Here is a 23212-nt window from a genome sequence, read left to right as displayed (position 1 = left end):
TTTTGTATAGGTAAATCGTGTCTATTGAGCTAAGTAGTTAAACCAACGCTTACTTCGAAATCGATAGATACAAGCGAACCACTTAAACAGAGTTTCCAAAAAGAAAAGCGCGAAGACCCACTCCGGGCTTAAACCCATCAGTAAAGCACCTATCGCGGCTAAAGGGATGCCAAAGCACCATTGAGTGATTAGGTCTTGGTATAAGCAAAATTTTACATCACCTCCAGCTCGCAGCACGCCAACGACCATGGTTGTTGGGAGTGAGCGCAAAATAATTCCTATGCACAAAATCCCATAGAATTTATTTGCTAGCTCTATAGTTGTTGCTTCCAAGGAAGTGAAGAGACCGAGAATCGTGTCTTTTAGTGCATACAGTGATAATGACACACACAGAGTAACCGTGAATGCGATCACAGTGATCAGAATGGCGTGACGGTATGCCGAATCAAAGTCTTTGGCACCGATGTGGTTACCAACAATAACTGCGGAAGCATTTGCAATACCGATCAAAAAGCTAAGAGAGAAGGCTTCAATCGGAGTAATGATCGACAAGACTATAAGCCCTTCATCGCTAGATCGCCCCATGATGGAGGTGTAAGCGAATAATCCCCCGGCCCATAATGCAAAGTTGATAGTGGTAGGGAGAGCCAAACGAGTAAGCTGTTTGATATGAGAAAGCCGCAGTGCTTGTCTTATATCTGACAGATTAAACAAAACCACATTTTTATTCAGTTTCAGGTAAATAATCGTTATTGCCACTTCGATCAAGCTACTGATTAATGTGGCAACTGCAGCCCCCTTTAATCCCATCTGAGGTGCGCCGAAGTGTCCAAATATCAATATCCAGTTGAGTAAGATATTGAGAATGATACCAATACTGCTTAGATATAAACTGATCGAAGCTTGGTGTACTGAGCGTAGATAGGCTGCGATACTGCCAGTAAATGCCACGCAAAATAAACTAAAGCTGGTTATAAATAGATATTGAGAGCCCAGATCTTGCACTTCGACGTTATTGGAAGAGAGCCCCATAACTTGTGAATTTGTCAGTGCTAGAACGCCGAAAGGTACTAGTGCAAGCAGGCTTGATAGTAACCAAGTCAATGCAGTACTTCTTTTGGTTCCTTGGTTGTCCTTTTTCCCAAAGTACTGAGCAATTAAGATAGCTCCAGCCGTTGTCACACCGGAGAGAATGATGGTAGCAACAAATAAGGCACGGCTAGAGACGCCTGCTGCTGCTATATCGTTCTCGCTCAATTGACCAATCATGATCAGGTCAATGACTCCCTTGCTAGAAAAAAAGATGCTTTGTAGCGTTATTGGGACTGCAAGAGCAAAAAGCTGCCTTAAGAGTGGTGCATTAAATTGCACCTGTGGACTTGAAGTTATTGTTCGAGTTTTGAGAGTCATAGCACTAACAAGTAAGAAATACTGCTAGTAATTATGCTAGGAATTTAACACTCTTAAAAATCACTTATGATGGGGTTAAGCGTTCAAAAGGTGTTTTATGCATACGTTGGAACAATTGCGAGCTTTCATTGCTGTTTACGAGAACCAGTCCTTTAGCGGAGCCGGGCGGTCTTTAAATAAAGATCGTACAACGGTTAGGGAGTTGGTGAAGTCTTACGAAGATGCTTTAGGTTACGCTTTGTTTAATATCGTAGGAAGAAAGGCAGTAGCAACATTTGCGGCGGAAAAACTGTATCCACATGCGATTCTGGTGATTCGGCAGGAGAGTAAACTGGCCGAAGTGAGTCAGTTCTTATTCTCTGCGTCGAGAACACATTTTAATATTGGCTATGATGTCGATTTTCCATTTGATTTTTTGAAGAGTGTCGAGGTATGGGCGACTAAATGCTTTCCATTAGTGAGTATTAACTGGTTGGCGAGAAACCGTGAGGTTGGCCTTGATGAGCTGAAATGTGGCGAACTCGATTTTGCTTTTTTCCCGACTAGAGGCGCTATTTCCTTAGGTTTTCCTGCTCACTTCCAACACCTTGGGTATATTGATTATGGTGTATACGTTGGGAGCGATACTTCGTTGGCGAATAAACCTATTTTTGATCTTGAAGATGCTCAGTTGGAAGTCCAATATCTGAGTGAAAACGCATTGAAAGCAGAGGGCGCTATAAAAGCGTTTTCCTATAGCACGCGTATTGTCAGTAGTAGCGATTTAATCATACAGCTGCTTCAATACCAAGGGTGGGCACTATTGCCTAACCGAACTGCTGAAGGAGCTGTTAAGGTGGGTAACATAGAAAAGAAAGAGACGAGTTTGCTAAGCAATGATTTGAAAGTCCCATTTAGCCTGTTTCACACTATTGAGTTAGAAAGTGACCCATTTATTAAAGCTCTTCGAAATGAGTGTGACTTGTTGGCTAAGCAATATTTTAATTAATGTTGTAGTGAGTTAAATAGAAAAGGGCTGCGATTGCAGCCCTTTTGCTATGTTAAGCCTGTGTAGAGTTAAGCCTGGGATTAGTGATCTTTTGTCAGCCCCATTAGTGCTTGCTGTGTCTCTGTGATGTTTTTTGGAGCTGCTTCTGGCGTAAGAATACCGATCTGTTTTTTCGCTTCTTCTTCAGTAATCCCTAGGTGACAGCACAGTAAATCGATAGCCATTTGAGTGTTAGTACCTTCAACCATGATCCTTTCCTTTTGTTACATGAACTAGCCAATACAATTAATTGATTGACACTTTAAACGGATCGCCAGAGGTAGACCATACGACTTAGGTCTAATGGACGAGTGCGAATTGCGCTACTCCCGTAATCAAATGTTTCAATTTAATGCTTAACCTTGTTTTCTTAATCTAAGACTATATGTATAAGTAAGTATAAGTCGTCAAGGTTAGAATCAATTGCTGCCTGCCTTGTCTATAACAATAAGTTTGATAAAAACAGCTTTCATGCGGAGATAAGTAATGAAGCGAGTAATGTTGTTCCTTGCCACCAACCTTGCGGTTGTATTGGTTCTAAGTGTTGTTCTTAATATTGTATACGCAGTCACAGGTATGCAACCAGGTAGCCTCTCAGGTTTACTGGTAATGGCTGCGGTATTCGGTTTCGGCGGCTCATTCATCTCACTAATGATGTCAAAGAAAATGGCACTTCGTTCTGTTGGCGGTATGGTTATTGAGAGCCCGCGTAACGAAACAGAACATTGGTTGATGGAGACGGTAAGCCGTCAATCTCAACAGGTTGGCATTGGTATGCCGACAGTGGCGATCTACGACTCGCCAGACATCAACGCATTTGCAACAGGCGCTAAGCGTGACGATTCATTGGTCGCGGTATCAACTGGTTTGCTACATAACATGACGCGTGATGAAGCTGAAGCGGTACTGGCTCACGAAGTTAGTCATATTGCGAACGGCGACATGGTGACAATGACGCTGATGCAAGGTGTTGTAAACACGTTCGTTATCTTCCTATCTCGTTTCATTGCCAACATTGTGGCATCGAATGACAACGAGGAAGAGGGTGGCAGCAACATGATGGTGTACTTCGGTGTGTCTATGGTGCTGGAGTTGGTATTTGGTTTCCTAGCGAGCTTCATCACCATGTGGTACAGCCGCCATCGTGAGTTCCACGCCGATGCAGGTGCTGCTCACTTGGTGGGTAAAGAGAAGATGATTGCTGCTCTAGAGCGTCTGAAGGTAAGCCACGAGCCACAACTAGAAGGTTCTATGATGGCATTTGGTATCAACGGTAAGCGTTCTCTAACAGAGCTTCTAATGAGTCACCCACCGCTAGATAAGCGTATTGCGTCTCTACGTAACATGTAATCTCTAACACCATTCGAGAATATTAAAGGCTTCCTTCGGGAGGCCTTTTTTGATCTCAGTTGTTAAGACTGGATATTAATTGGATGTGGTTTTCGTTATTTTGAGAGCTTAGCTCTATCAAGGTGAGTTGAGAAGATGAGTCTGAATGCTTGTATGGTAACTCTTGTGTTTCTCGCGCACGTTATCGCACGCAATAAAAAGGCTTCCACATAGGAAGCCTTCTCGTATCATCTAATTCGAAGCTCGAATTACAGTTTGTCAGTTAGCTCGACAGCTTGACCTATGTAGTTTGCTGGAGTCATCTCTTTCAGGCGAACTTTCTCGTCTTCAGGGATCTCTAGGCCGTCGATGAATGCACGCATGCCTTCGCCATCTACACGCTTACCACGAGTTAGCTCTTTAAGCTTCTCGTATGGCTTCTCGATGCCGTAACGACGCATTACTGTTTGTACTGGTTCAGCTAGAACTTCCCAGTTCTTGTTTAGTTCAGCAAGTAGTGCTTCGCGGTTAACTTCTAGCTTGCTAATACCTTTTAGAGTTGAAGTGTATGCAATGATAGCGTAGCCAACACCAACACCTAGGTTACGAAGAACCGTAGAGTCAGTTAGGTCACGTTGCCAGCGAGAAACTGGAAGTTTTTGCGCTAGGTGGCCGAATACAGCGTTAGCTAGACCAAGGTTGCCTTCTGAGTTTTCGAAGTCAATTGGGTTAACTTTATGCGGCATTGTAGAAGAGCCGATTTCACCAGCAATCGTCTTCTGCTTGAAGTGACCAAGAGCAATGTAGCCCCAAACGTCACGGTCGAAGTCTAGAAGGATAGTGTTGAAACGAGCAATCGCATCGAATAGCTCAGCGATGTAATCGTGAGGTTCGATTTGAGTTGTGTACGGGTTCCAAGTTACACCAAGAGATTCAGTGATGAACTCTTCAGAGAACTGGTGCCAATCTACTTCTGGGTATGCAGAAAGGTGTGCGTTGTAGTTACCAACAGCACCGTTGATTTTCGCTAGGATTTCAACGTTTTCGATTTGCTTGTATTGACGTTCCATACGGTACGCAACGTTAGCCATCTCTTTACCCATAGTAGAAGGAGAAGCCGGCTGACCGTGTGTACGAGATAGAAGAGGGATGTCGCGGTATTCGTTCGCAAGTGCTTTGATTGCGTCGATTACGTTGCGGATTTCTGGAAGAACAACTTCATCACGAGCTTCTTTAAGCATAAGCGCGTGAGATGTGTTGTTGATGTCTTCAGAAGTACATGCAAAGTGAATGAATTCGTTTACAGCGTGAAGCTCAGGAACGCCAGCTACTTTCTCTTTTAAGAAGTATTCAACCGCTTTTACGTCGTGGTTTGTTGTGCGCTCGATCTCTTTGATACGTAGAGCATCTTCTTCGCTGAAGTTAGCGGCTAGTTCATCAAGAAACTGGTTAGCTTCTGCACTGAACGCTGGAACTTCTTTGATTGCATCAGTAGCTGCAAGCTTTTGTAACCAACGAATTTCAACGATAGAGCGGTACTTTAGTAGACCAAACTCACTAAAGATGCTGCGTAATGCAATAGTCTTACTTCCGTAACGGCCGTCTACTGGTGAAACAGCAGTCAATGCTGACAGTTCCATGGTGTTCTCCTGAATTGAGTTTTCTATATTTTGAGAGGTTTATACCAGTAACAATCTCAATTGTCACGCACATTGCGCAAACGTTTGCGTGAGAGTTGTGTTGATACAAAAAACAAGCTCGCGACGAGGCGCGAGCTAATAAGTTACATTCGAGCTAATAGTATTTGAGCCTGCTCGATCATCTTCTTGCGACCGAAGATAAGGTGACGACGTTTGCCGCCCACCTGACGCCATAGAACAGCACTTCGAATCCCTGAGAGTAGTAGGGCACGAACCTTATGTTGGGTCGAGGTTTGTTGAAGTACCGCTGGTGTACCAGAAACCTGAATACGAGGGCCGATAGGGCTCACAACATCAAGGTAGATGCTCGCTAGGTTGCTGATCATCTGCTCGTCAAACAAGTCGAAGTGTTCACTTTGGCGCTCTGCAGTTTGAATGCGGTCACCAAGCTGAGACATAGAGTCGTTGCGAGATGAGAGCTTACGTTCAAGCGCCATTAAGCTGATGATGTAACGAGTGATATCGCTACCTGCAGGAGTACTATCGATACCTTTTACTAGGCACTCAAGACCTAATTTTAGGTTGGCTTCACGTCCAAAAACACCAACAGTGTTTGCCGGGCTAGTGTTCAAAATAGCACTGAGTGAAGCTTCGAAGGCATCTTTATCACAATGGCCGTCTTTCGCTACTTGTTGAACCAAAGCCACAGCTTGGCAAATTCCAGCGAAAGCAATAGTACGGTCATAAAGTGTATTAGCCACGTAGTAACTCCTAGTTGTCTTCTATCGTTTGTCGTTCGATCAGTTAGATGCGTTTTTCGATGATACCACCGCCAAGACATACGTCGTCTTGGTAGAATACAGCAGATTGACCTGGGGTCACTGCGATCTGTGGCTCGTCAAAAATAACCTTAATGTTCTCGTCATCAATTTGGATGATTGTACAAGGAATATCGGTTTGACGGTAACGTGTTTTTACCGTGCATGTCATAACTTCAGTAATTGGTGTGCGATTTACCCAATGAAGCTGAGATGCGATCAAACCTTCTGATTTAAGAAGAGGGTGATCTTTACCTTGTACGGCAATCAGAACATTACGTTTAAGGTCTTTTTCACCAACAAACCATGGTTCTTCATTACCGCCACCGCCTTTGGTGCCGCCAATGTGAAGGCCTTTACGTTGGCCTAGCGTGTGGTACATCAAGCCATTGTGTTTACCAATCACTTTACCCTCTGGCGTTTCGATGTCACCTGGTTGTGCTGGTAGGTATTTGCCAAGAAACTCTGTGAACTTACGCTCACCGATAAAGCAGATACCTGTAGAATCTTTCTTCTTCGCTGTGATTAAGTCTTGCTCTTCAGCAATGCGTCGCACTTCTGGCTTCTCTAATTCACCAACTGGGAATAGGCTGCGCGCAACTTGGTCTGAGCTTAGCGTGTAAAGGAAATAGCTTTGATCTTTGTTGCTGTCTAGACCGCGTAGCATTTCTGGTTTTACGCCCGCATCTAACTCTTCTTGAGTTGGGAAAGTACGACGAACGTAGTGACCCATCGCAATGTAGTCTGCGTCGAGTACTTCATCGGCAAACTCTAAGAATGCTTTGAATTTGATTTCTTTGTTACAAAGAATATCTGGGTTAGGAGTACGACCTGCTTTGTATTCCGCAAGGAAGTATTCGAATACGTTGTCCCAGTATTCTGCAGCAAAGTTGATAGTGTGAAGGTGGATACCTAGTTTGTCACATACCGCTTGAGCATCAGCAAGATCTTCAGCTGCCGTGCAGTATTCTTCGTTATCGTCTTCTTCCCAGTTTTTCATGAAAAGGCCTTCTACCTGATAGCCTTGTTGCTGAAGAAGATACGCCGATACTGACGAATCTACACCGCCGGACATACCGACAATTACTTTCTTTTCGCTGTTTCCAGAGCTGATATCTGACATGTCTAAACACCGTTACTATTACTTGGTCGCAGATTCTAACAGAAAGAGAAACGCCGTGACAGATCCGAGACCGGAATCACAGTTTTATTTGCACAAATAGTGCTTTGACTTTGTTAGGAATCGCATGAGAGCGAGGTGAGTCGCTAGGATGTCAGAAGTATATGTGGCATAGTCGCTCGAAATCCAAGACTTGAGATAAAAAATGTCTGAACAAAATGAATTTATGCAAGAAGAGCAGTTGATTGAAATTATTGAAAATCAGCTAGAAGACGGTCAGCCAATTAAAGTAAAAGAGACGTTAATGCGCCTTATGATGACAGGCACACCGCGTGAAGACGCAATTGCAGCAATGGCGTGTGCACTTGCGGTTGAAGTATTTGACGTAATGAAGAATGGCGCAGAGTTTAATCAAAAGCGTTATGCCGAGCATTTAGAGATGCTGCCTGATTTAAGCTTTATGGAAGGCGAATAAAAAAATAACTCAGCAAACGTTTGCTATAGTTTGAATGATTGCCGCGCTAAATATAGCGCGGTAGAATCCGCCACCTATTTCCCCTTGACTTAGACTAGCCCTATGAAATTCCCTGGACAACGTAAATCAAAGCACTATTTTCCGGTTCACGCACGTGATCCATTAGTGAGCCAAGCTCAAAACAGTAAAAGAATGTCACGCACTCATATTATCGGTATTGACCAAACTTTGGTGGATATTGAAGCAAAAGTGAGTTCTGAACTTATTGAGAAGTACGGTTTAAGTAAGGGACACTCACTGGTTATCGGTGATGAAGCGGCTGAGTCTTTATATCAAGAACTGAAAGAACAGTGCCTAATTACCAATGAATATGCTGGTGGTACTATTGGTAATACATTACACAATTACTCAGTACTAGCGGATGACCGTTCAACGCTACTAGGCGTAATGAGCCAAGATATTAAGATTGGTAGCTATGGTTACCGCTATTTATGTAATACATCAAGCAGAATGGACTTGAACCATTTACAAGGGGTAGATGGCGCAATTGGTCGCTGTTTTGCATTAATTACTGAAGACGGTGAGCGTACTTTCGCAATTAGCGAAGGACAAATGAACCAACTAAAACCAGAAAGTATTCCTGAAAAGATTTTCAAAAGTGCTTCTGCTTTAGTACTAACTGCTTATTTAGTTCGTTGTAAGCCAGGTGACCCGATGCCTGAAGCGACAATGAAAGCGATCGAATACGCGAAGAAATACGATGTGCCTGTTGTTTTAACACTGGGTACTAAATTCGTTATTCAAGACGATCCTGAATTCTGGAAAGATTTCTTAGAGCAACACGTAACGGTTGTTGCAATGAATGAAGACGAAGCCGAAGCCCTAACTGGCGAAAGCGATCCACTCGCTGCTTCTGATAAAGCTTTAGACTGGGTAGACCTAGTATTATGTACTGCAGGTCCTGTTGGTCTATTTATGGCGGGTTACACGGAAGACGCAGCGAAACGTGAAACATCACTGCCTTTACTTCCAGGTTCAATTGCTGAATTCAACCGTTATGAATTTAGCCGTCCGGCTCATAAAGATTTATGTGAAAACCCGACTAAAATTTATTCACATATAGCGCCTTATATGGGCGGTCCTGAGAAGATCAAAAATACCAATGGCGCAGGTGATGCGGCTTTATCTGCTTTATTACATGATATGGCTGCGAATAAGTACCACAAAGAAAACGTGCCAAACTCAAGTAAGCACCAGCATTCGTTCTTAACGTATTCTTCTTTCTCACAAGTTTGTAAATATTCAAACCGTGCGAGCTATGAAGTATTGGTTCAGCACTCTCCACGTTTATCTCGCGGCCTTCCTGAAAGAGAAGATAGCCTAGAAGAAGCATACTGGGAAAGATAAGAAGTTTTGTTCATCCGGCGTGTGAGTTTACCAAATGCGCACCGGTGTTTTTATAAAAAACATTAATGAGTAACACAATATAAAAAAGGCTCCGAAAGGAGCCTTTTTTCTTAATATATTGAAGCCGTAAATAATACTTTAGTCGACTTAAATATTAATTCTATTGCTTAGTAGGTAATTTGATTACTCACTCTGCAAACTAAACGCTTAGATAGCGAAATCTTCTAGAGATTTACCAGCGTCTAGTTGTTCTTGGATAGCTGAAGGTGTACGACCTTGGCCTGTCCAAGTTTTCTCGTCGCCGTTTGCATCTACATATTTGTATTTAGCTGGGCGAGGAGCACGTTTCGCTTTTGTTGATTTAGATTTTGCTTCGCCAGAAAGCGCAGCAATAAGATCAGCAACATCAATACCGTCTTTTGCGATTTGCTCAGCAATAGCAGAAAGTTTAGCTTCTTGTGCTGCTTTAGCCGCACGTTCTTCAGCTTCAGAATCTTGACGCTCTTGTACAACAATAGTTAGCTTGTCTAGCGCTTCTTCTAGTTGCTCAAGAGTTAATTCACGTGAGAATGCGCGAAGGCTACGGATATTTAATAGAGTTTTTGTTAATTCAGACATGATATTTTCCATCAAGGTAAACTAAAATAATCTACCTAATAATAAACAGAGCTTGGGAATAAAACAAACAGTATTTCTTCTATTACATATTTAAATATAAAATTGAGATGAATAGTTGAAAATGCCAATGCTCATCTCAAGTGAATTTATAATAAATATTAAGAATATCTTAAAAACTGATATGTGACTGCTGGAGTAGTTACAGTATGTTGACTATTCTTAAGTCGAATAGTTCACAAATAAAAAGCTGCTTTTCTCGGAATGATATGTTGCATTGTTGCTCTTGATGGGTACAATTGCGGCTACCTGATGCGATGCTTTGGTTAATCATTTGTTAAACTATTGTTTGAGTGGTTAATAATGTTGTCGCACGTAGAGGCGCAATTATAAAAAGTAGTTTTCGTTGGGGTGATGCCAATGAACGGGAATGAAAGGTGTAATTGCCGAAGTAAATTGTATATCTAAGCAATTTGCTGGGGTTGTGCTCAATAGGTACAACACTGCCATAGTCTTAATTTTAAACTATGGAGCGCTACTGTAGGGTTGGGTGAAGTGTTCACTTCCCTTTCGCTTAGTTCAACATGAACTTGGTCAGCCGTATCAAGTTTGTCTGCAGTAGATCTCTAGCCAAATAAAAAACTGGTTTTTGAAGATCATGAATTTAATAGATTTTGCAACATCTCCTTTATCTTTGCTTCCGCCACTTGTGGCTTTGAGCCTTGCTATCGTTACCCGCCGTGTATTGGTTTCTTTGGGTGTCGGTATCGTTATGGGTGCTATTTTACTTGCTGATTACTCAGTGGGTAATGCCGCTAGCTACGTATTTACTAAAGCATCTGGTGTTTTCATTGAAGATGGCGGTATCAACACTTGGAACATGAGCATCATTGCTTTTTTAATTATCCTTGGAATGACAACGGCGCTATTAACACTGTCCGGTGGTACTCGCGCATTCGCTGAATGGGCTCAGTCTCGCGTTAAAAGCAAGCGTGGCTCTAAACTGCTTGCGGCTTTCTTAGGCGTATTCATCTTTGTTGATGATTACTTCAACAGCTTGGCGGTAGGTGCAATCTCTCGTCCTGTAACAGACCGTTTCTACGTATCTCGCGCTAAGCTTGCTTATATTCTTGATTCTACTGCAGCTCCTATGTGTGTGATCATGCCAGCTTCTAGTTGGGGTGCTTACATCATTACTATTATTGGTGGCATCTTAGTAACACACGGTGTGACTGAGTATTCAGCTCTAGGCGCTTACGTTCGTCTAATTCCAATGAACTTCTATGCGGTATTTGCACTTCTTATGGTGTTCGCAGTGGCGTGGTTCGGTCTAGATGTTGGTAAGATGCGCGATCACGAGATCGAAGCGTCTCAAGGTCGTGGCTTTGAAGGTGACAACGACAGCCAACAAGCTCACGATCTAAACGAAGAGCTAGATATCGAAGAGAGCGAGAACGGTTCTGTTTCTGACCTAATCATGCCGATCGTTTCATTGATCGTAGCGACGGTTGCAGCGATGCTTTACACAGGCGGTCAAGCGTTAGCTGCTTATGGCCAAGCGTTTAACCTACTTGGTGCATTCGAAAATACAGATGTTGGTAAGTCTCTTGTTTACGGTGGCATCATCGGTCTTCTTGTTGCGCTAGCGACTGTATTTAAGCAGAAGCTATCTATGGCAGACATCGCAAGAACGATGTGGATCGGTGCAAGCTCTATGTTTGGCGCTATCCTAATCCTTGTGTTCGCTTGGACTATCGGTTCTGTAATCGGTGACATGAAAACAGGTACGTACTTGTCTTCTCTAGTAACAGGCAGCATTGATTACCACTGGCTACCAGTTATCCTGTTCCTACTTGCAGGTATCATGGCTTTCTCTACCGGTACTTCATGGGGTACGTTCGGTATCATGCTACCTATCGCGGGTGATATGGCTGCAGCATCGGATATCGCACTGATTCTTCCTATGCTAAGTGCGGTTCTAGCGGGCGCTGTGTTTGGTGACCACTGTTCTCCAATTTCAGATACAACGATTCTGTCTTCGACAGGTGCTCGTTGTAACCACATCGATCACGTATCAACACAGCTTCCATACGCGTTATCAGTAGCATTTGTATCGTGCATTGGCTTCATTACTCTAGGTATGACAGCTTCTATCGGTATCGCATTCAGCGCAGCTACTTTAACGTTTGTTGCTGTGTGTTTCGCTTTGGCTTATTTCTCTCGCTGCAAAATGGCGACATGCAAAAGCTAAAAACGAAAGTTAATCAGTAAACTATCAGGGAGGCGTTGGCCTCCTTTTTTATGTCTGTTAATTTAATTTTAAGTTTCGTGAAAAAAGTTCGAATTAATGGTTGAAAAAGGATCTTACCTTAGTTAGTGTGGAGACAAGACAGCAAACAACCTAAGAGCTAATAAGTATGCGTAAATTAGTAATGAACATTCATCACCATCATCACCCTATCTAGTCTTTCGGGGAGATTTACGTATACCCGGGAGCAAGGTTACTCCCGGAGGTTAAGTCAAAAGAATTTAGATTTAAACCCTCGGGATGACAGAGTCTTCCGAGGGTTTTTTAGTTTTAACGCTTTTATATAATCAATAAATTCAAATATTTGCACAGGGATACAGCAATGCAGACACAACGCCTAAGAATCGCAATTCAAAAGAAAGGTCGCTTAAGCAAAGAGTGCCAAGACCTACTAAAAAAATGTGGTGTTAAATTTAACATCATGGGTGAGCGCCTAGTCGTTCATTCACTAAATATGCCAATTGACCTGCTATTAGTTCGTGATGACGACATCCCAGGTCTCATCATGGACGGTGTGGTTGACCTTGGTTTTATCGGTGAAAATGAGCTTGAAGAAGTTCGTCTAGATCGCCTTGCTCTTAAAGAGCCTGCAGAGTTCCAAACACTACGTCGTCTAGATTTCGGTGGCTGCCGTTTATCTATCGCTATCAACAAAGATGAAGAGTACAACGGCCCACAAGATCTAGCGGGCAAGCGTATTGCAACAACCTACCCACAACTACTTAAAGCCTACATGGACGAGCAGGGTGTTGATTTCAGCACTTGTATGCTAACAGGCTCGGTTGAAGTTGCGCCTCGCGCTGGTCTAGCTGATGCAATCGCGGACTTGGTTTCTACCGGTGCGACGCTAGAAGCAAACGGCTTAAAAGAAGCGGAAGTAATTTTCCAATCTAAAGCGACCTTGATTCAACGTACTGGTGAATTCGACGCAGACAAAACAGCATTGATTGAAAAACTATTGACTCGTATGCAGGGTGTTCAACAAGCGAAAGAGTCGAAGTACATCATGCTACACGCGCCAACGTCTCAGCTTGAGCAAATCAAAGCACTACTGCCTGGCGCTGAAGATCCAACAGTACTGCCACTTTCAACAGACAAAGATAAAGTTGCCGTTCACCTAGTAAGTACAGAAAACTTGTTCTGGGAAACGATGGAACAGCTGAAAGAGTTAGGCGCAAGCTCGATTCTAGTACTACCAATCGAAAAAATGATGGGGTAATGACGATGAGAACCGTTGTTTGGCAATCTTTAAGTGAGTTACAGCAAGACTCGGTATTAGAGCGTCCCGCTATTATTGAAGGTGCAAACATCACAGCGACAGTTTCTGATGTTATTGCAAAAGTACGAAATGAGGGCGATGCAGCGCTTAAAGAACTGACTGAGAAGTTTGACCGCGTTACTCCAAAATCAATTCGAGTGAGATCGGATGAAATTGAAGATGCGAGCGCTCGTCTAACGTTAGAAATGAAGCAGGCGCTAGAACAAGCTTACAGCAATATTGCGAAGTTCCACGAAGCTCAGAAACCTCAGCCAATTAAGGTTGAGACGCAACCAGGTGTTGTGTGTGAGCAAGTGACACGTGCAATTAACACGGTTGGTCTGTACATCCCGGGTGGCAGTGCGCCACTTCCGTCAACGGTTCTTATGTTAGGTGTTCCCGCTCAAATCGCAGGTTGTCGCAAAGTTGTACTTTGTTCTCCACCACCAATTGCTGACGAAATTTTGTATGTCGCTAAGCTTTGTAAGATCGACGAGGTTTACAATGTTGGTGGTGGTCAAGCAGTTGCTGCGATGGCTTACGGTACGGAAAGTGTCGCTAAAGTCGATAAGATTTTCGGCCCGGGTAATGCCTTTGTGACTGAAGCAAAACGCCAAGTAAACAACGACTTCCGCGGCGCGGCGATTGATATGCCAGCAGGCCCATCAGAAGTGTTGGTGATTGCTGATGAAACTGCGGACCCTGATTTTATAGCGGCGGACTTATTAAGCCAAGCCGAACACGGGCCAGATTCTCAAGTGGTGCTAGTGACTCCTTCTCCTATTGTCGCTGACCGAGTAACTGAAGCTGTCCAGAAGCAGCTGAAAGAATTGTCACGTGCAGACATTGCAGAGCAAGCTTTGGCGTCTAGCTTGATTATTATTTCTGAGTCTTTGACTCAAGCTGTCGCGATTTCGAACTTCTACGGTCCTGAACACTTGATCGTTCAAACCAAGAACCCACGTGAATTGCTGCCATTGCTAGACAATGCAGGCTCTATTTTCCTTGGCGATTGGTCTCCAGAATCGGCCGGCGACTATGCCTCTGGCACTAACCACGTATTGCCGACTTACGGTTACACCAAGACATACTCTAGCCTTGGTTTAGCCGATTTCTCAAAACGCATGACAGTGCAAGAACTGAGCGCTGATGGCTTAAAAGGCCTAGCACCAACAGTTGTTACTATGGCGGAAGCCGAAGGCTTGGATGCACATAAACGTGCTGTGACTATCCGAGTTGAAAAGTTAAACCAAGCTAAATAAGGGCAGGGCATGGAAAAGTTAGCAAGAAAACAAGTTCAGGCTCTCACACCTTACTTGTCTGCAAGACGCATTGGTGGCACAGGTGATGTATGGCTAAACGCCAACGAATCTCCGTTTGATAACGAGTACAATTTAAATCTGTCTCGTCTTAATCGTTACAGCGAGTGTCAGCCTAAAGAGTTGATTTATGCTTACGCGCAATATGCAGGTGTGAAATCAAAGCAAACTCTGACGACACGAGGCGCTGATGAAGGTATCGAACTACTGATTCGTGCTTTTTGTGAGCCGAATGAAGACGCTATCCTTTACTGCCCACCAACCTACGGTATGTACGCTATCAGTGCAGAAACCATCGGTGTTGAGCGTAAAGTTGTGCCTCTAACTGCAGAGTGGCAACTTGACCTTCCTGCAATTGAAGCTCAGCTAGACAACGTGAAAGTGGTGTTTGTGTGCAGCCCAAATAACCCGACTGGTAATTTGGTTGAACGTAAGGACATCATCAAGCTACTTGAGATGACTCAAGATAAAGCGATTGTTGTGATGGATGAAGCGTACATCGACTTCTGCCCAGAAGCGTCAACCGTTGACTTGCTTGAGCAATACCCGAACTTAGCGATTCTGCGTACTCTGTCTAAAGCTTTTGCATTGGCTGGACTACGCTGTGGCTTTACGCTAGCGAACCAAGAGCTTATCGATGTATTGTTGAAAGTGATTGCGCCATACCCAGTGCCAATCCCTGTTTCTGATATCGCAGTTCAAGCACTTTCAGAGCAAGGTCTTGCGAGAGCGAAGTTTCAGGTTTTGGACTTAAGTGCTAACCGAGCGTATCTACAGGCTGGTCTGATGGGGATGCCTAACGTTACGGTATTCGATGGTTGGGGTAACTACCTTTTGGTTAAATTCCCGAACGGTGACGAACTATTTAAAGCGGCATGGGACAGCGGCATTATCTTACGTAATTCGCCAATTGAAGACTGTGTTCGAATTAGTATTGGTAACCGCGAAGAGTGCGAAAAGACACTTGGATTCATTCGTAACTTTTATCAGTAACGAAAGGCTTGCCAGTAATAACATTTGTCAGCTTTTATTTGATAAATAACAGGCTGACAAATGAAACCAATATTTTGGGTTAGCGTTTAATTTTAGCTAGGCCACCAGATTTAAAATTAAAAGGAAGTTCAAGTGAGTAAACAACAAAAAATACTTTTTATAGACCGTGACGGCACCTTAATTGTTGAGCCGCCAGTCGATTTCCAAGTAGACCGTTTAGACAAACTGAAATTTGAACCACTAGTGATTCCTAGCCTGCTTGCATTGCAAGACGCGGGCTACCGCTTAGTAATGGTCACTAACCAAGATGGCCTTGGTACTGATAGCTACCCGCAAGAAGATTTCGATGCGCCACACAACATGATGATGGATTTCTTCGAATCTCAAGGCGTAAAGTTTGATGACGTGCTTATTTGCCCTCACTTTGACGAAGACAACTGCTCTTGCCGTAAGCCAAAACTGGGCATGGTTAAAGAGTATCTACAGGACGGTAAAGTAGACTTCCAACACTCTGTTGTGATTGGTGATCGCGTGACTGATCTGCAATTAGCAGAGAACATGGCAATCCGTGGTATCCAATATGGCCCAGATGCTGAAACAGAAGGCACACTTAACTGGCCACAAATTGTTAAAGACTTAACGGTTAACGCTCGTGTTGCTGAAGTGGTTCGAACTACGAAAGAAACTGACATTAAGGTAGCGGTAAACCTGGATGAAACGGGCGGTAACAAGATTGACACTGGCATGGGTTTCTTCGACCACATGCTTGATCAAATTGCAACGCACGGTGGTTTCCAAATGAACCTGACTGTCAAAGGCGATCTGCACATTGACGATCACCACACAGTAGAAGACACAGCACTTGCGTTAGGCCAAGCTCTGAAAGATGCGCTAGGCGATAAACGTGGCATCGGCCGCTTTGGTTTTAGCTTACCAATGGATGAGTGTTTAGCTCAGTGTGCGTTAGACCTTTCTGGCCGCCCATTCCTTAAGTTTGATGCAGAGTTCAGCCGTGAGCAAGTGGGTGACCTTTCAACGGAAATGGTGGTTCACTTCTTCCGTTCTTTAACCGATACGCTAGCTTGTACGCTACACCTTTCTTCTGCTGGCAATAATGATCACCACATCATTGAGAGCCTGTTCAAAGCATTTGGTCGCACTTTGCGCCAAGCAATTAAAGTTGAAGGTAACGAGTTACCAAGCAGCAAAGGCGTTCTGTAAGGAATCGGTATGAAAGAGCAGAAAGTAGTTATTATTGATACTGGTTGTGCCAACGTCTCATCGGTTAAATTTGCGATTGAACGTCTGGGCTACACCGTTGAGATTTCAAAAGAGCCTGAAGTGGTTCTTGCAGCCGACAAGCTATTCCTACCAGGTGTAGGTACAGCAAGTGAAGCAATGAAGAACTTACAAGAACGCGACCTTGTTGCTCTTGTAAAGCAAGTAGAGAAGCCTCTGCTTGGTATTTGTTTAGGTATGCAGCTTCTTGGGAAGTTATCTCAAGAAAAAGGTCAGAAAGCCGACGAGCTAGTTGAATGTTTGGGCTTGTGCGAGGGTGAAGTTCGTTTACTGGATACGGGCGATTTACCACTGCCACACATGGGTTGGAACACAGTTACAGCAACACCGAATCACCCTCTATTTAAAGACATTGAAGAAGGCGAGTACTTTTACTTCGTTCACAGCTTCGCAATGCCAGTAGGTGACTACACCATCGCACAGTGTAATTACGGTAATCCGTTTACCGCAGCGGTGCAAAGCGGTAACTATTATGGTGTTCAGTTCCACCCAGAACGTTCATCAAAAGCTGGTTCTAAGCTGATTCAGAACTTCTTGGAATTGTAATAAGGATTAGGCAGCGGCTAACGTTGCCATATAAGGAATGTAAATGATTATTCCCGCATTAGATTTAATTGAAGGCCAAGTAGTTCGCTTATTCCAAGGGGACTACGGGCAAGTAACAGAATACAAAGTAGACCCAGCAGAGCAGTTCAACTTATATCACCAAGCTGGTGCTGGCTGGCTGCACCTTGTTGATTTAACGGGTGCAAAAGACACGACAGCTCGCCAGTTAGACCTGATCGCTAAGCTACTTGATAGCACGCCGGCTAACATTCAAATTGGCGGCGGTGTGCGTAATGAGCAAGATGTGATTGATCTACTGGCAGCCGGAGCACAACGTGTTGTTGTTGGTTCAACAGCAGTGAAACAGCCAGAGCTTGTTAAAGGTTGGATGGAAAAGTACGGTGCTGAAAAAATCGTTCTTGCTCTGGATATCAACATTGACGAAAACGGCACTCGCAAAGTGGCGATTTCAGGTTGGCAGGAAGATTCAGGTGTGACCATTGAAGCGCTGATTGAGGATTACCTGACCGTTGGCCTTAAGCACGTTCTGTGTACAGACATCTCTCGTGATGGCACGCTAGAAGGATCAAACGTAGAGCTTTACGTAGATCTTTGTAAGCAGTACCCGCAGGTTCAGTTCCAATCATCGGGCGGCATTGGCAGCCTAGCAGACATCGAAGCTATAAAAGGTAGCGGTGTGGCTGGTGTGATTGTGGGTCGCGCGCTACTTGATGGCAAGTTCACCGCAGAGGAGGCATTTGCATGCTGGCAAAGCGAATAATCCCTTGTTTGGATGTCCGTGACGGACAAGTGGTTAAGGGCGTTCAGTTCCGTAACCACGAAATCATTGGTGACATCGTTCCGCTAGCACAGCGCTATGCAGAAGAGGGCGCGGATGAATTAGTATTTTACGATATCACGGCATCAAGTGATGGCCGTGTTGTTGATAAGAGTTGGGTAAAGCGTGTTGCAGAGGTGATTGATATTCCTTTCTGTGTCGCTGGTGGTATTAAGTCGGCTGAAGATGCAGCGCGTATTCTAGAGTTTGGAGCTGACAAAGTATCCATTAACTCACCAGCACTGGCTAACCCTCAATTGATCACTGACCTAGCTGATAAATTCGGTGTGCAGTGTATCGTTGTTGGCATCGACTCATACTTCGATAAAGAAACCGGTAAGTATCAGGTTTATCAATTCACAGGCGATGAAGCGCGTACTAAAGCAACCAAATGGGAAACCAAAGATTGGGTGCAGGTAGTACAGAAACGTGGCGCTGGCGAAATTGTGTTGAACATGATGAACCAAGATGGTGTTCGCAACGGATATGACCTTGAACAGCTCAACATGGTTCGTGAAGTGTGTAAGGTACCGCTGATTGCGTCTGGTGGCGCAGGTGCCATGGAGCACTTTGCAGAAGCGTACAACAAAACCAATGTAGATGGAGCGCTTGCGGCTTCAGTATTCCACAAACAAGTCATCAATATTGGTGAATTAAAGCAGTATCTAAAACAACAAGGTGTAGAGGTGCGTCTATGAGTTTTGCAGCGACAGAAGTGAATACGCTATCTGAACGTATCAATTGGGATAAAGTCGACGGTCTCGTTCCTGCGATTGTACAAGATTTCCAGTCAAGCCAAGTGCTGATGATGGGTTACATGAACCAAGATGCGTTAGCAAAGACGGTCGAAACAGGTCAAGTGACCTTCTTCTCTCGTACTAAAGAGCGTCTTTGGACGAAAGGTGAAACGTCGGGCAACGTATTGAAACTGCAAAACATCTCCTTGGATTGTGACAGTGACACCTTACTGGTTAAAGTTAACCCCATTGGTCCAACGTGCCACACAGGTACAACAACGTGTTGGGATGGAGACAAGCAAGAAGAGTCTCAGATGGTGTGGCTTCATCAGCTTGAGCAGCTACTGGCTGCCCGCAAGGACGCAGACCCTGAGTCTTCTTACACTGCCAGCTTATATGCCCGTGGCACCAAGCGTATATCGCAAAAAGTGGGCGAAGAAGGCGTTGAAGTCGCGCTTGCGGCGACGTCGGGCGATAAGGCGGAGCTAGTCTGTGAATCAGCAGACTTGATCTATCACCTAATGGTTCTATTGCAAGACCAAGGCCTATCGATGAACGATGTGGTGAATAAGCTAAAAGAGCGCCATAAGTAAACTATCTTTAGGATACATTTAGATAAGTAAAAGCCCCGTAAACATAGCGTTTACGGGGCTTTTTAGTGTTTAATTACTGAGTTGATCCCTTTGCCTTTCTGTCTCGTCATTCTGAGGAGCTTCAGCGACATCAGGAATCTTTTAAGAATTCAACCACCTAAACTACGATATTAGCTACAGCACTTCTTATACTTCTTCCCGCTGCCACAGATACACGGATCATTACGACCGATCTTAAAGCTTTCCAGGGTTTGATTGAGGCGAGGATCTATCTCGGGCTCTGGTTGGCTTTGTTCTGGGAACTCACCATCGATATAGAACCAAAGGCCGTTTTCACGAACAAAACGAGAACGTTCTTGCATACAGTATTGTGCGCCGTCTTCATTGAAATAAGCTTTAAACTCAACAAAGCCCTCGTTTTCGTGAGAACCTTCCGCGGTATCGATAACCTCTAGCCCCGCCCAATCACTGTCGATTGATTCAGCAATGCCTTCTCTTTGTGCTTCTGCATTGAAGCTAGGGTGGTAAGTCGCAACAACATAGTCAACCAAACCCAACACGTGCGCTGAATAACGAGAGCGCATTAATTGCTCTGGTGTTTCAACAACATTGTGGTTAAGGTGTGCTGATTTACAGCACTTTGGGTAAGTATTGTTGCTACCGCATGGGCATAAAGACATAGTCAAATCCTGTAAAAATGGCCTCTGAGTAAGAGGCCATAAATGAATGCGTTGGAGTTTAACAAGAAACTAAAGCTCACCAAAGTGTAGTTTTAATTTAAGTAGATTCGTGATGTTTAGGCGGGAGCTAATAAATCTTGAGCCCAAGCCGTCGCTTCATCATAGGCGAGGCCGAGTTGTGCCTCACTGAGTTTGAGGAGTTTACGAATGCGAGTCGCTTCTTCCCATCGAGCTTGTTCATAAGCGACAACCATGGCTAAGACCGCACCTAATACACCTTTGCGTAGTATTAGTGCTTGTTTTATCTCTTCGTCAATTGGCACAGAATCCAGTACCTGTTTTAACGGTTGATCAAACAATGAATCTAATAACGAGAACATACCGGTTAAGAAAGCTTGTCCTGGCTCTACTTTAACGTTCATCTTTTCGACTAACAGTTCACACTGGCGAGCGCGGATCACAGCTAAGCCGTAAAGTGAGTCAGGTTTGTCTTCTTTCGCAGACGCAATCGCAACAAGAGAAACAAATTTACGTAGCTTCTGCTCTCCCAGATAAACTAATGCTTGGCGGAAAGAGCGAATGGTCGTCGCTGAGCCACCTGCCGAGTTCACGTAGGTAAGAAGCTTATATGAAAGCGTGACATCTAAGGTGATCAGTCGTTCTACTTCGCTAAAATCAATAGGATCGTTGGCAATCTCTTTTAACAGCTGAACGATGGTTAAAAAAGCAGGGTTGAGTGCGCGAGTCTGAATCATCTCAGGTTTGCTAAAGAAGTAGCCTTGGAAGTAGCTGAAACCCGCTTTATTCGCTTCCTGATATTCCTCATAAGTTTCTACTTTTTCAGCAAGAAACTTAATATTCAACCATTTTATTGAGCTCATGAATCTCGAAGCTTTTTCAATAGAGACCAACTGAATATCGAATTTGATAATCGATACGTAAGGTAAGAAGCGCTTCCAAGCCTTACTTGGCACAAAGTCATCTAATGCAATAGTGTAGCCAGCATCATAGATAGTCTTGATCGCTTCAAGTAACTCGTCAGTTGGTTCGCAGTCTTCTAGAACTTCAACGACTAAGCTTTCTTTGGGGAACAGAGTAGGGACTAAGTTGATTAGGCTTGCATAAGGGAAGTTAACGAAACCAAGCTTATCACCCAAGGTATTGTAGTGAGTCGATAAGAAGTGGTCAGATAGCAAACGACTAGTAGCGAGTTCCGGTTCTACTTCAGGGAAAGTGTTCTTAGGACCATCCCTGAATAGCAACTCGTAACCTATGGTTTTCTTGTCTGCATCGAGTATTGGTTGACGCGCTACGTATGAATATTTCAACTTGGTACTGTGTTCTGTTTATTTCAGATAGAGAGATAATAGCTAATTCACTAGAAATTGCTATACACAATCTAAGAAAGTCTGACCCACTGTAATAATCAAACTGAAAGTTTAAGGCTGTTGTTGAAAGCTATTGCTAAACGCTCGATTCTGTAGTTCAAAACTTTGCGGAGTAAACACCAGTACAGAGCCTTGTGTATACCAATCACCAAGTACAATACGAGTTTTAGTGCAATTATTAGCATTGAAAGTGTGGACGTTTGGACGATGGGTATGGCCGTGGATCATGAGATCAACATTGTTTTTCTTCATCACGTTTTCGACCTCTTGCTGTGTCACATCCATGATGTCTAGCGACTTGGTCTGCTTATCATCTTTAATATCAGACTGCACTTTTGAAACGATTTTCTTTTTAATAAAGAATGGAATTCTGTTGAAGATCCACTGTAGCCAAGGCTGGTGTACTTTCTCGCGGAAAGCGAGGTACTTTACGTCTTCAGTACATAGAGTGTCACCATGCAATACCACGGCTTTTTGCCCATAGATATCGGTAGTCGTCACTTCGTCTAGAAGCTGTACACCAGTCTGCTTGGCAAATTTTTTGCCGACCAAAAAGTCACGGTTACCTTGTGTGAAGTAACAAGGGACATCAGCTTTCACCAAATCGATAAATGCTTGGCGAATAGAATTGGCGAATTCACTCTTATCGTCGTCACCAATCCAGAATTCAAACAGATCACCTAATACGTAGAGTGCATCCGCTTCTACCGCTTCATTCTTCATGAAGGTTAGGAAGCAGTCCGTGATGTCTTGTCGCGACGGAGCAAGGTGAAGGTCTGATATAAAATATGTTTTCATAGGTTTAAAAAAGGGAGCGATTCGCTCCCTGTATCCTGATTTTATCGGCTCATCAATTAATACTAACCGAAAGCAAGTAATTAAGCTTCGATTGTAGTACCAGTGATGATCACTTCTTCTAGTGGTACGTCTTGGTGCATACCCATAGAACCAGTGCTAACACCTTTAATCTTGTTTACTACGTCCATGCCTTCTACAACTTCTGCGAATACACAGTAACCCCAACCGTCTAGGCTTTCGCTGCGGAAGTTAAGGAAAGAGTTGTCGTTTACGTTGATGAAGAACTGAGAGCTCGCTGAATGAGGTTCCATTGTACGAGCCATTGCTAGCGTCCCAACTTTGTTCGCTAGGCCATTGTTTGCTTCGTTCTTAATAGTTGCGCGAGTCGCTTTTTCTTTAAGGCCAGAAGTCATGCCGCCGCCTTGAATCATGAAACCATCGATAACACGGTGGAATAGTGTGTTGTCGTAGAAACCGTCACGGCAATACTGTAGGAAGTTTGCGCTTGTTTCTGGTGCTTTCTCTTCGTTTAATTGAACTTTGATGTCACCAAAATTTGTGTGAAGGATGATCATGATTGTTACCTTACTGTCTTTTTAATATGAAAGGCGATT

Annotated in this window: 23 protein-coding genes, 1 riboswitch and 1 other annotated feature; of the genes, 13 read left to right on the top strand and 10 right to left on the bottom strand. The window is 43.8% G+C overall.

Annotated features, from left to right (window positions below):
* Window positions 1–21: 21 nt before the first annotated feature.
* On the bottom strand, window positions 22–1410 hold the full coding sequence (locus tag L1D11_RS06420; RefSeq protein ID WP_239833981.1) for an MATE family efflux transporter: 1389 nt from the start codon (window positions 1408–1410) through the stop codon (window positions 22–24).
* Window positions 1411–1507: 97 nt separating this feature from the next.
* On the opposite strand from L1D11_RS06420, the gene L1D11_RS06415 reads away from it, so the two are divergent.
* Window positions 1508–2398 carry a LysR family transcriptional regulator gene (locus tag L1D11_RS06415; protein ID WP_239833982.1) on the top strand — a complete coding sequence of 297 codons (891 nt, stop codon included), beginning with the start codon at window positions 1508–1510 and terminating at the stop codon, window positions 2396–2398.
* An 80-nt stretch (window positions 2399–2478) separates the two neighbouring features.
* Here the strand turns inward: L1D11_RS06415 and L1D11_RS06410 are convergent, their stop codons facing one another.
* Window positions 2479–2646 carry a hypothetical protein gene (locus tag L1D11_RS06410; protein WP_239833983.1) on the bottom strand — a complete coding sequence of 56 codons (168 nt, stop codon included), beginning with the start codon at window positions 2644–2646 and terminating at the stop codon, window positions 2479–2481.
* 277 nt (window positions 2647–2923) lie between these two features.
* On the opposite strand from L1D11_RS06410, the gene htpX reads away from it, so the two are divergent.
* Entirely contained in the window at window positions 2924–3787 is an 864-nt protein-coding gene (gene htpX, locus L1D11_RS06405) for a protease HtpX (RefSeq protein ID WP_032498836.1), read from the top strand.
* Window positions 3788–4035: 248 nt separating this feature from the next.
* Here htpX and purB read toward each other — a convergent pair whose 3' ends face one another.
* The 3 genes from purB to mnmA all read right to left on the bottom strand — a co-directional run bounded on the left by purB (window position 4036) and on the right by mnmA (window position 7347).
* Complete coding sequence (gene purB, locus L1D11_RS06400; protein ID WP_239833984.1) at window positions 4036–5406, bottom strand: adenylosuccinate lyase; 1371 nt, start codon at window positions 5404–5406, stop codon at window positions 4036–4038.
* 143 nt (window positions 5407–5549) lie between these two features.
* On the bottom strand, window positions 5550–6167 hold the full coding sequence (gene hflD, locus L1D11_RS06395) for a high frequency lysogenization protein HflD (RefSeq protein ID WP_239833985.1): 618 nt from the start codon (window positions 6165–6167) through the stop codon (window positions 5550–5552).
* A 43-nt stretch (window positions 6168–6210) separates the two neighbouring features.
* On the bottom strand, window positions 6211–7347 hold the full coding sequence (gene mnmA / locus L1D11_RS06390) for a tRNA 2-thiouridine(34) synthase MnmA (RefSeq protein ID WP_239833986.1): 1137 nt from the start codon (window positions 7345–7347) through the stop codon (window positions 6211–6213).
* 202 nt (window positions 7348–7549) lie between these two features.
* Between mnmA and L1D11_RS06385 the strand changes: the two genes are divergently transcribed.
* Both L1D11_RS06385 and L1D11_RS06380 read left to right on the top strand, forming a co-directional pair.
* Complete coding sequence (locus L1D11_RS06385) at window positions 7550–7819, top strand: hypothetical protein (RefSeq protein WP_008223525.1); 270 nt, start codon at window positions 7550–7552, stop codon at window positions 7817–7819.
* 102 nt (window positions 7820–7921) lie between these two features.
* Window positions 7922–9226, top strand: coding sequence for an inosine/guanosine kinase (locus L1D11_RS06380; protein ID WP_239833987.1), 1305 nt, complete (start codon window positions 7922–7924; stop codon window positions 9224–9226).
* A 207-nt stretch (window positions 9227–9433) separates the two neighbouring features.
* Here L1D11_RS06380 and L1D11_RS06375 read toward each other — a convergent pair whose 3' ends face one another.
* On the bottom strand, window positions 9434–9844 hold the full coding sequence (locus L1D11_RS06375) for an H-NS family nucleoid-associated regulatory protein (RefSeq protein WP_239834880.1): 411 nt from the start codon (window positions 9842–9844) through the stop codon (window positions 9434–9436).
* 365 nt (window positions 9845–10209) lie between these two features.
* Window positions 10210–10387: riboswitch (Lysine riboswitch) on the top strand.
* 112 nt (window positions 10388–10499) lie between these two features.
* Between L1D11_RS06375 and L1D11_RS06370 the strand changes: the two genes are divergently transcribed.
* The 9 genes from L1D11_RS06370 (at window position 10500) to hisIE (ending at window position 19732) form a co-directional block, all read left to right on the top strand.
* Window positions 10500–12092, top strand: a complete 1593-nt coding sequence (locus L1D11_RS06370) for a Na+/H+ antiporter NhaC family protein (RefSeq protein ID WP_239831960.1) — start codon at window positions 10500–10502, stop codon at window positions 12090–12092.
* Window positions 12093–12281: 189 nt separating this feature from the next.
* Window positions 12282–12418 (top strand) — a sequence feature (His leader region).
* Between the two features lie 53 nt (window positions 12419–12471).
* Window positions 12472–13368 carry an ATP phosphoribosyltransferase gene (gene hisG / locus L1D11_RS06365; RefSeq protein ID WP_239831961.1) on the top strand — a complete coding sequence of 299 codons (897 nt, stop codon included), beginning with the start codon at window positions 12472–12474 and terminating at the stop codon, window positions 13366–13368.
* On the top strand, window positions 13368–14669 hold the full coding sequence (gene hisD / locus L1D11_RS06360) for a histidinol dehydrogenase (protein ID WP_239831962.1): 1302 nt from the start codon (window positions 13368–13370) through the stop codon (window positions 14667–14669). Before hisG ends, hisD begins: the two co-directional genes overlap by 1 nt.
* Window positions 14670–14678: 9 nt before the next feature.
* Complete coding sequence (gene hisC / locus L1D11_RS06355; RefSeq protein WP_239831963.1) at window positions 14679–15719, top strand: histidinol-phosphate transaminase; 1041 nt, start codon at window positions 14679–14681, stop codon at window positions 15717–15719.
* A 132-nt stretch (window positions 15720–15851) separates the two neighbouring features.
* Window positions 15852–16940 carry a bifunctional histidinol-phosphatase/imidazoleglycerol-phosphate dehydratase HisB gene (gene hisB, locus L1D11_RS06350; RefSeq protein ID WP_239831964.1) on the top strand — a complete coding sequence of 363 codons (1089 nt, stop codon included), beginning with the start codon at window positions 15852–15854 and terminating at the stop codon, window positions 16938–16940.
* Between the two features lie 9 nt (window positions 16941–16949).
* Entirely contained in the window at window positions 16950–17564 is a 615-nt protein-coding gene (gene hisH / locus L1D11_RS06345; RefSeq protein ID WP_239831965.1) for an imidazole glycerol phosphate synthase subunit HisH, read from the top strand.
* Window positions 17565–17607: 43 nt separating this feature from the next.
* On the top strand, window positions 17608–18345 hold the full coding sequence (gene hisA, locus L1D11_RS06340; protein ID WP_239831966.1) for a 1-(5-phosphoribosyl)-5-[(5-phosphoribosylamino)methylideneamino]imidazole-4-carboxamide isomerase: 738 nt from the start codon (window positions 17608–17610) through the stop codon (window positions 18343–18345).
* Complete coding sequence (hisF, locus tag L1D11_RS06335; protein ID WP_239831967.1) at window positions 18327–19100, top strand: imidazole glycerol phosphate synthase subunit HisF; 774 nt, start codon at window positions 18327–18329, stop codon at window positions 19098–19100. The genes hisA and hisF overlap by 19 nt, the downstream gene beginning before the upstream one ends.
* Complete coding sequence (gene hisIE, locus L1D11_RS06330; RefSeq protein WP_239831968.1) at window positions 19097–19732, top strand: bifunctional phosphoribosyl-AMP cyclohydrolase/phosphoribosyl-ATP diphosphatase HisIE; 636 nt, start codon at window positions 19097–19099, stop codon at window positions 19730–19732. The genes hisF and hisIE overlap by 4 nt, the downstream gene beginning before the upstream one ends.
* 170 nt (window positions 19733–19902) lie before the next feature.
* On the opposite strand, the gene L1D11_RS06325 is transcribed toward hisIE, so the two are convergent.
* The 4 genes from L1D11_RS06325 to L1D11_RS06310 form a co-directional block, all read right to left on the bottom strand.
* Window positions 19903–20412 (bottom strand): YchJ family protein, encoded by a 510-nt coding sequence (locus L1D11_RS06325; protein ID WP_239831969.1) that lies wholly within the window; start codon window positions 20410–20412, stop codon window positions 19903–19905.
* Window positions 20413–20528: 116 nt separating this feature from the next.
* Window positions 20529–21740 (bottom strand): EAL domain-containing protein, encoded by a 1212-nt coding sequence (locus L1D11_RS06320; RefSeq protein WP_239831970.1) that lies wholly within the window; start codon window positions 21738–21740, stop codon window positions 20529–20531.
* Between the two features lie 111 nt (window positions 21741–21851).
* Window positions 21852–22598 (bottom strand): UDP-2,3-diacylglucosamine diphosphatase, encoded by a 747-nt coding sequence (gene lpxH / locus L1D11_RS06315; protein WP_239831971.1) that lies wholly within the window; start codon window positions 22596–22598, stop codon window positions 21852–21854.
* Between the two features lie 80 nt (window positions 22599–22678).
* Window positions 22679–23173 (bottom strand): peptidylprolyl isomerase, encoded by a 495-nt coding sequence (locus tag L1D11_RS06310; protein WP_004742032.1) that lies wholly within the window; start codon window positions 23171–23173, stop codon window positions 22679–22681.
* Window positions 23174–23212 lie beyond the last annotated feature (39 nt).

The sequence above is a fragment of the Vibrio sp. Isolate32 genome (assembly GCF_022397955.1).
In the GTDB taxonomy this organism is placed as follows: domain Bacteria; phylum Pseudomonadota; class Gammaproteobacteria; order Enterobacterales; family Vibrionaceae; genus Vibrio.
Note: the sequence above shows the minus strand (reverse complement) of the source record. Positions and strands in the feature narration are given on the sequence as shown.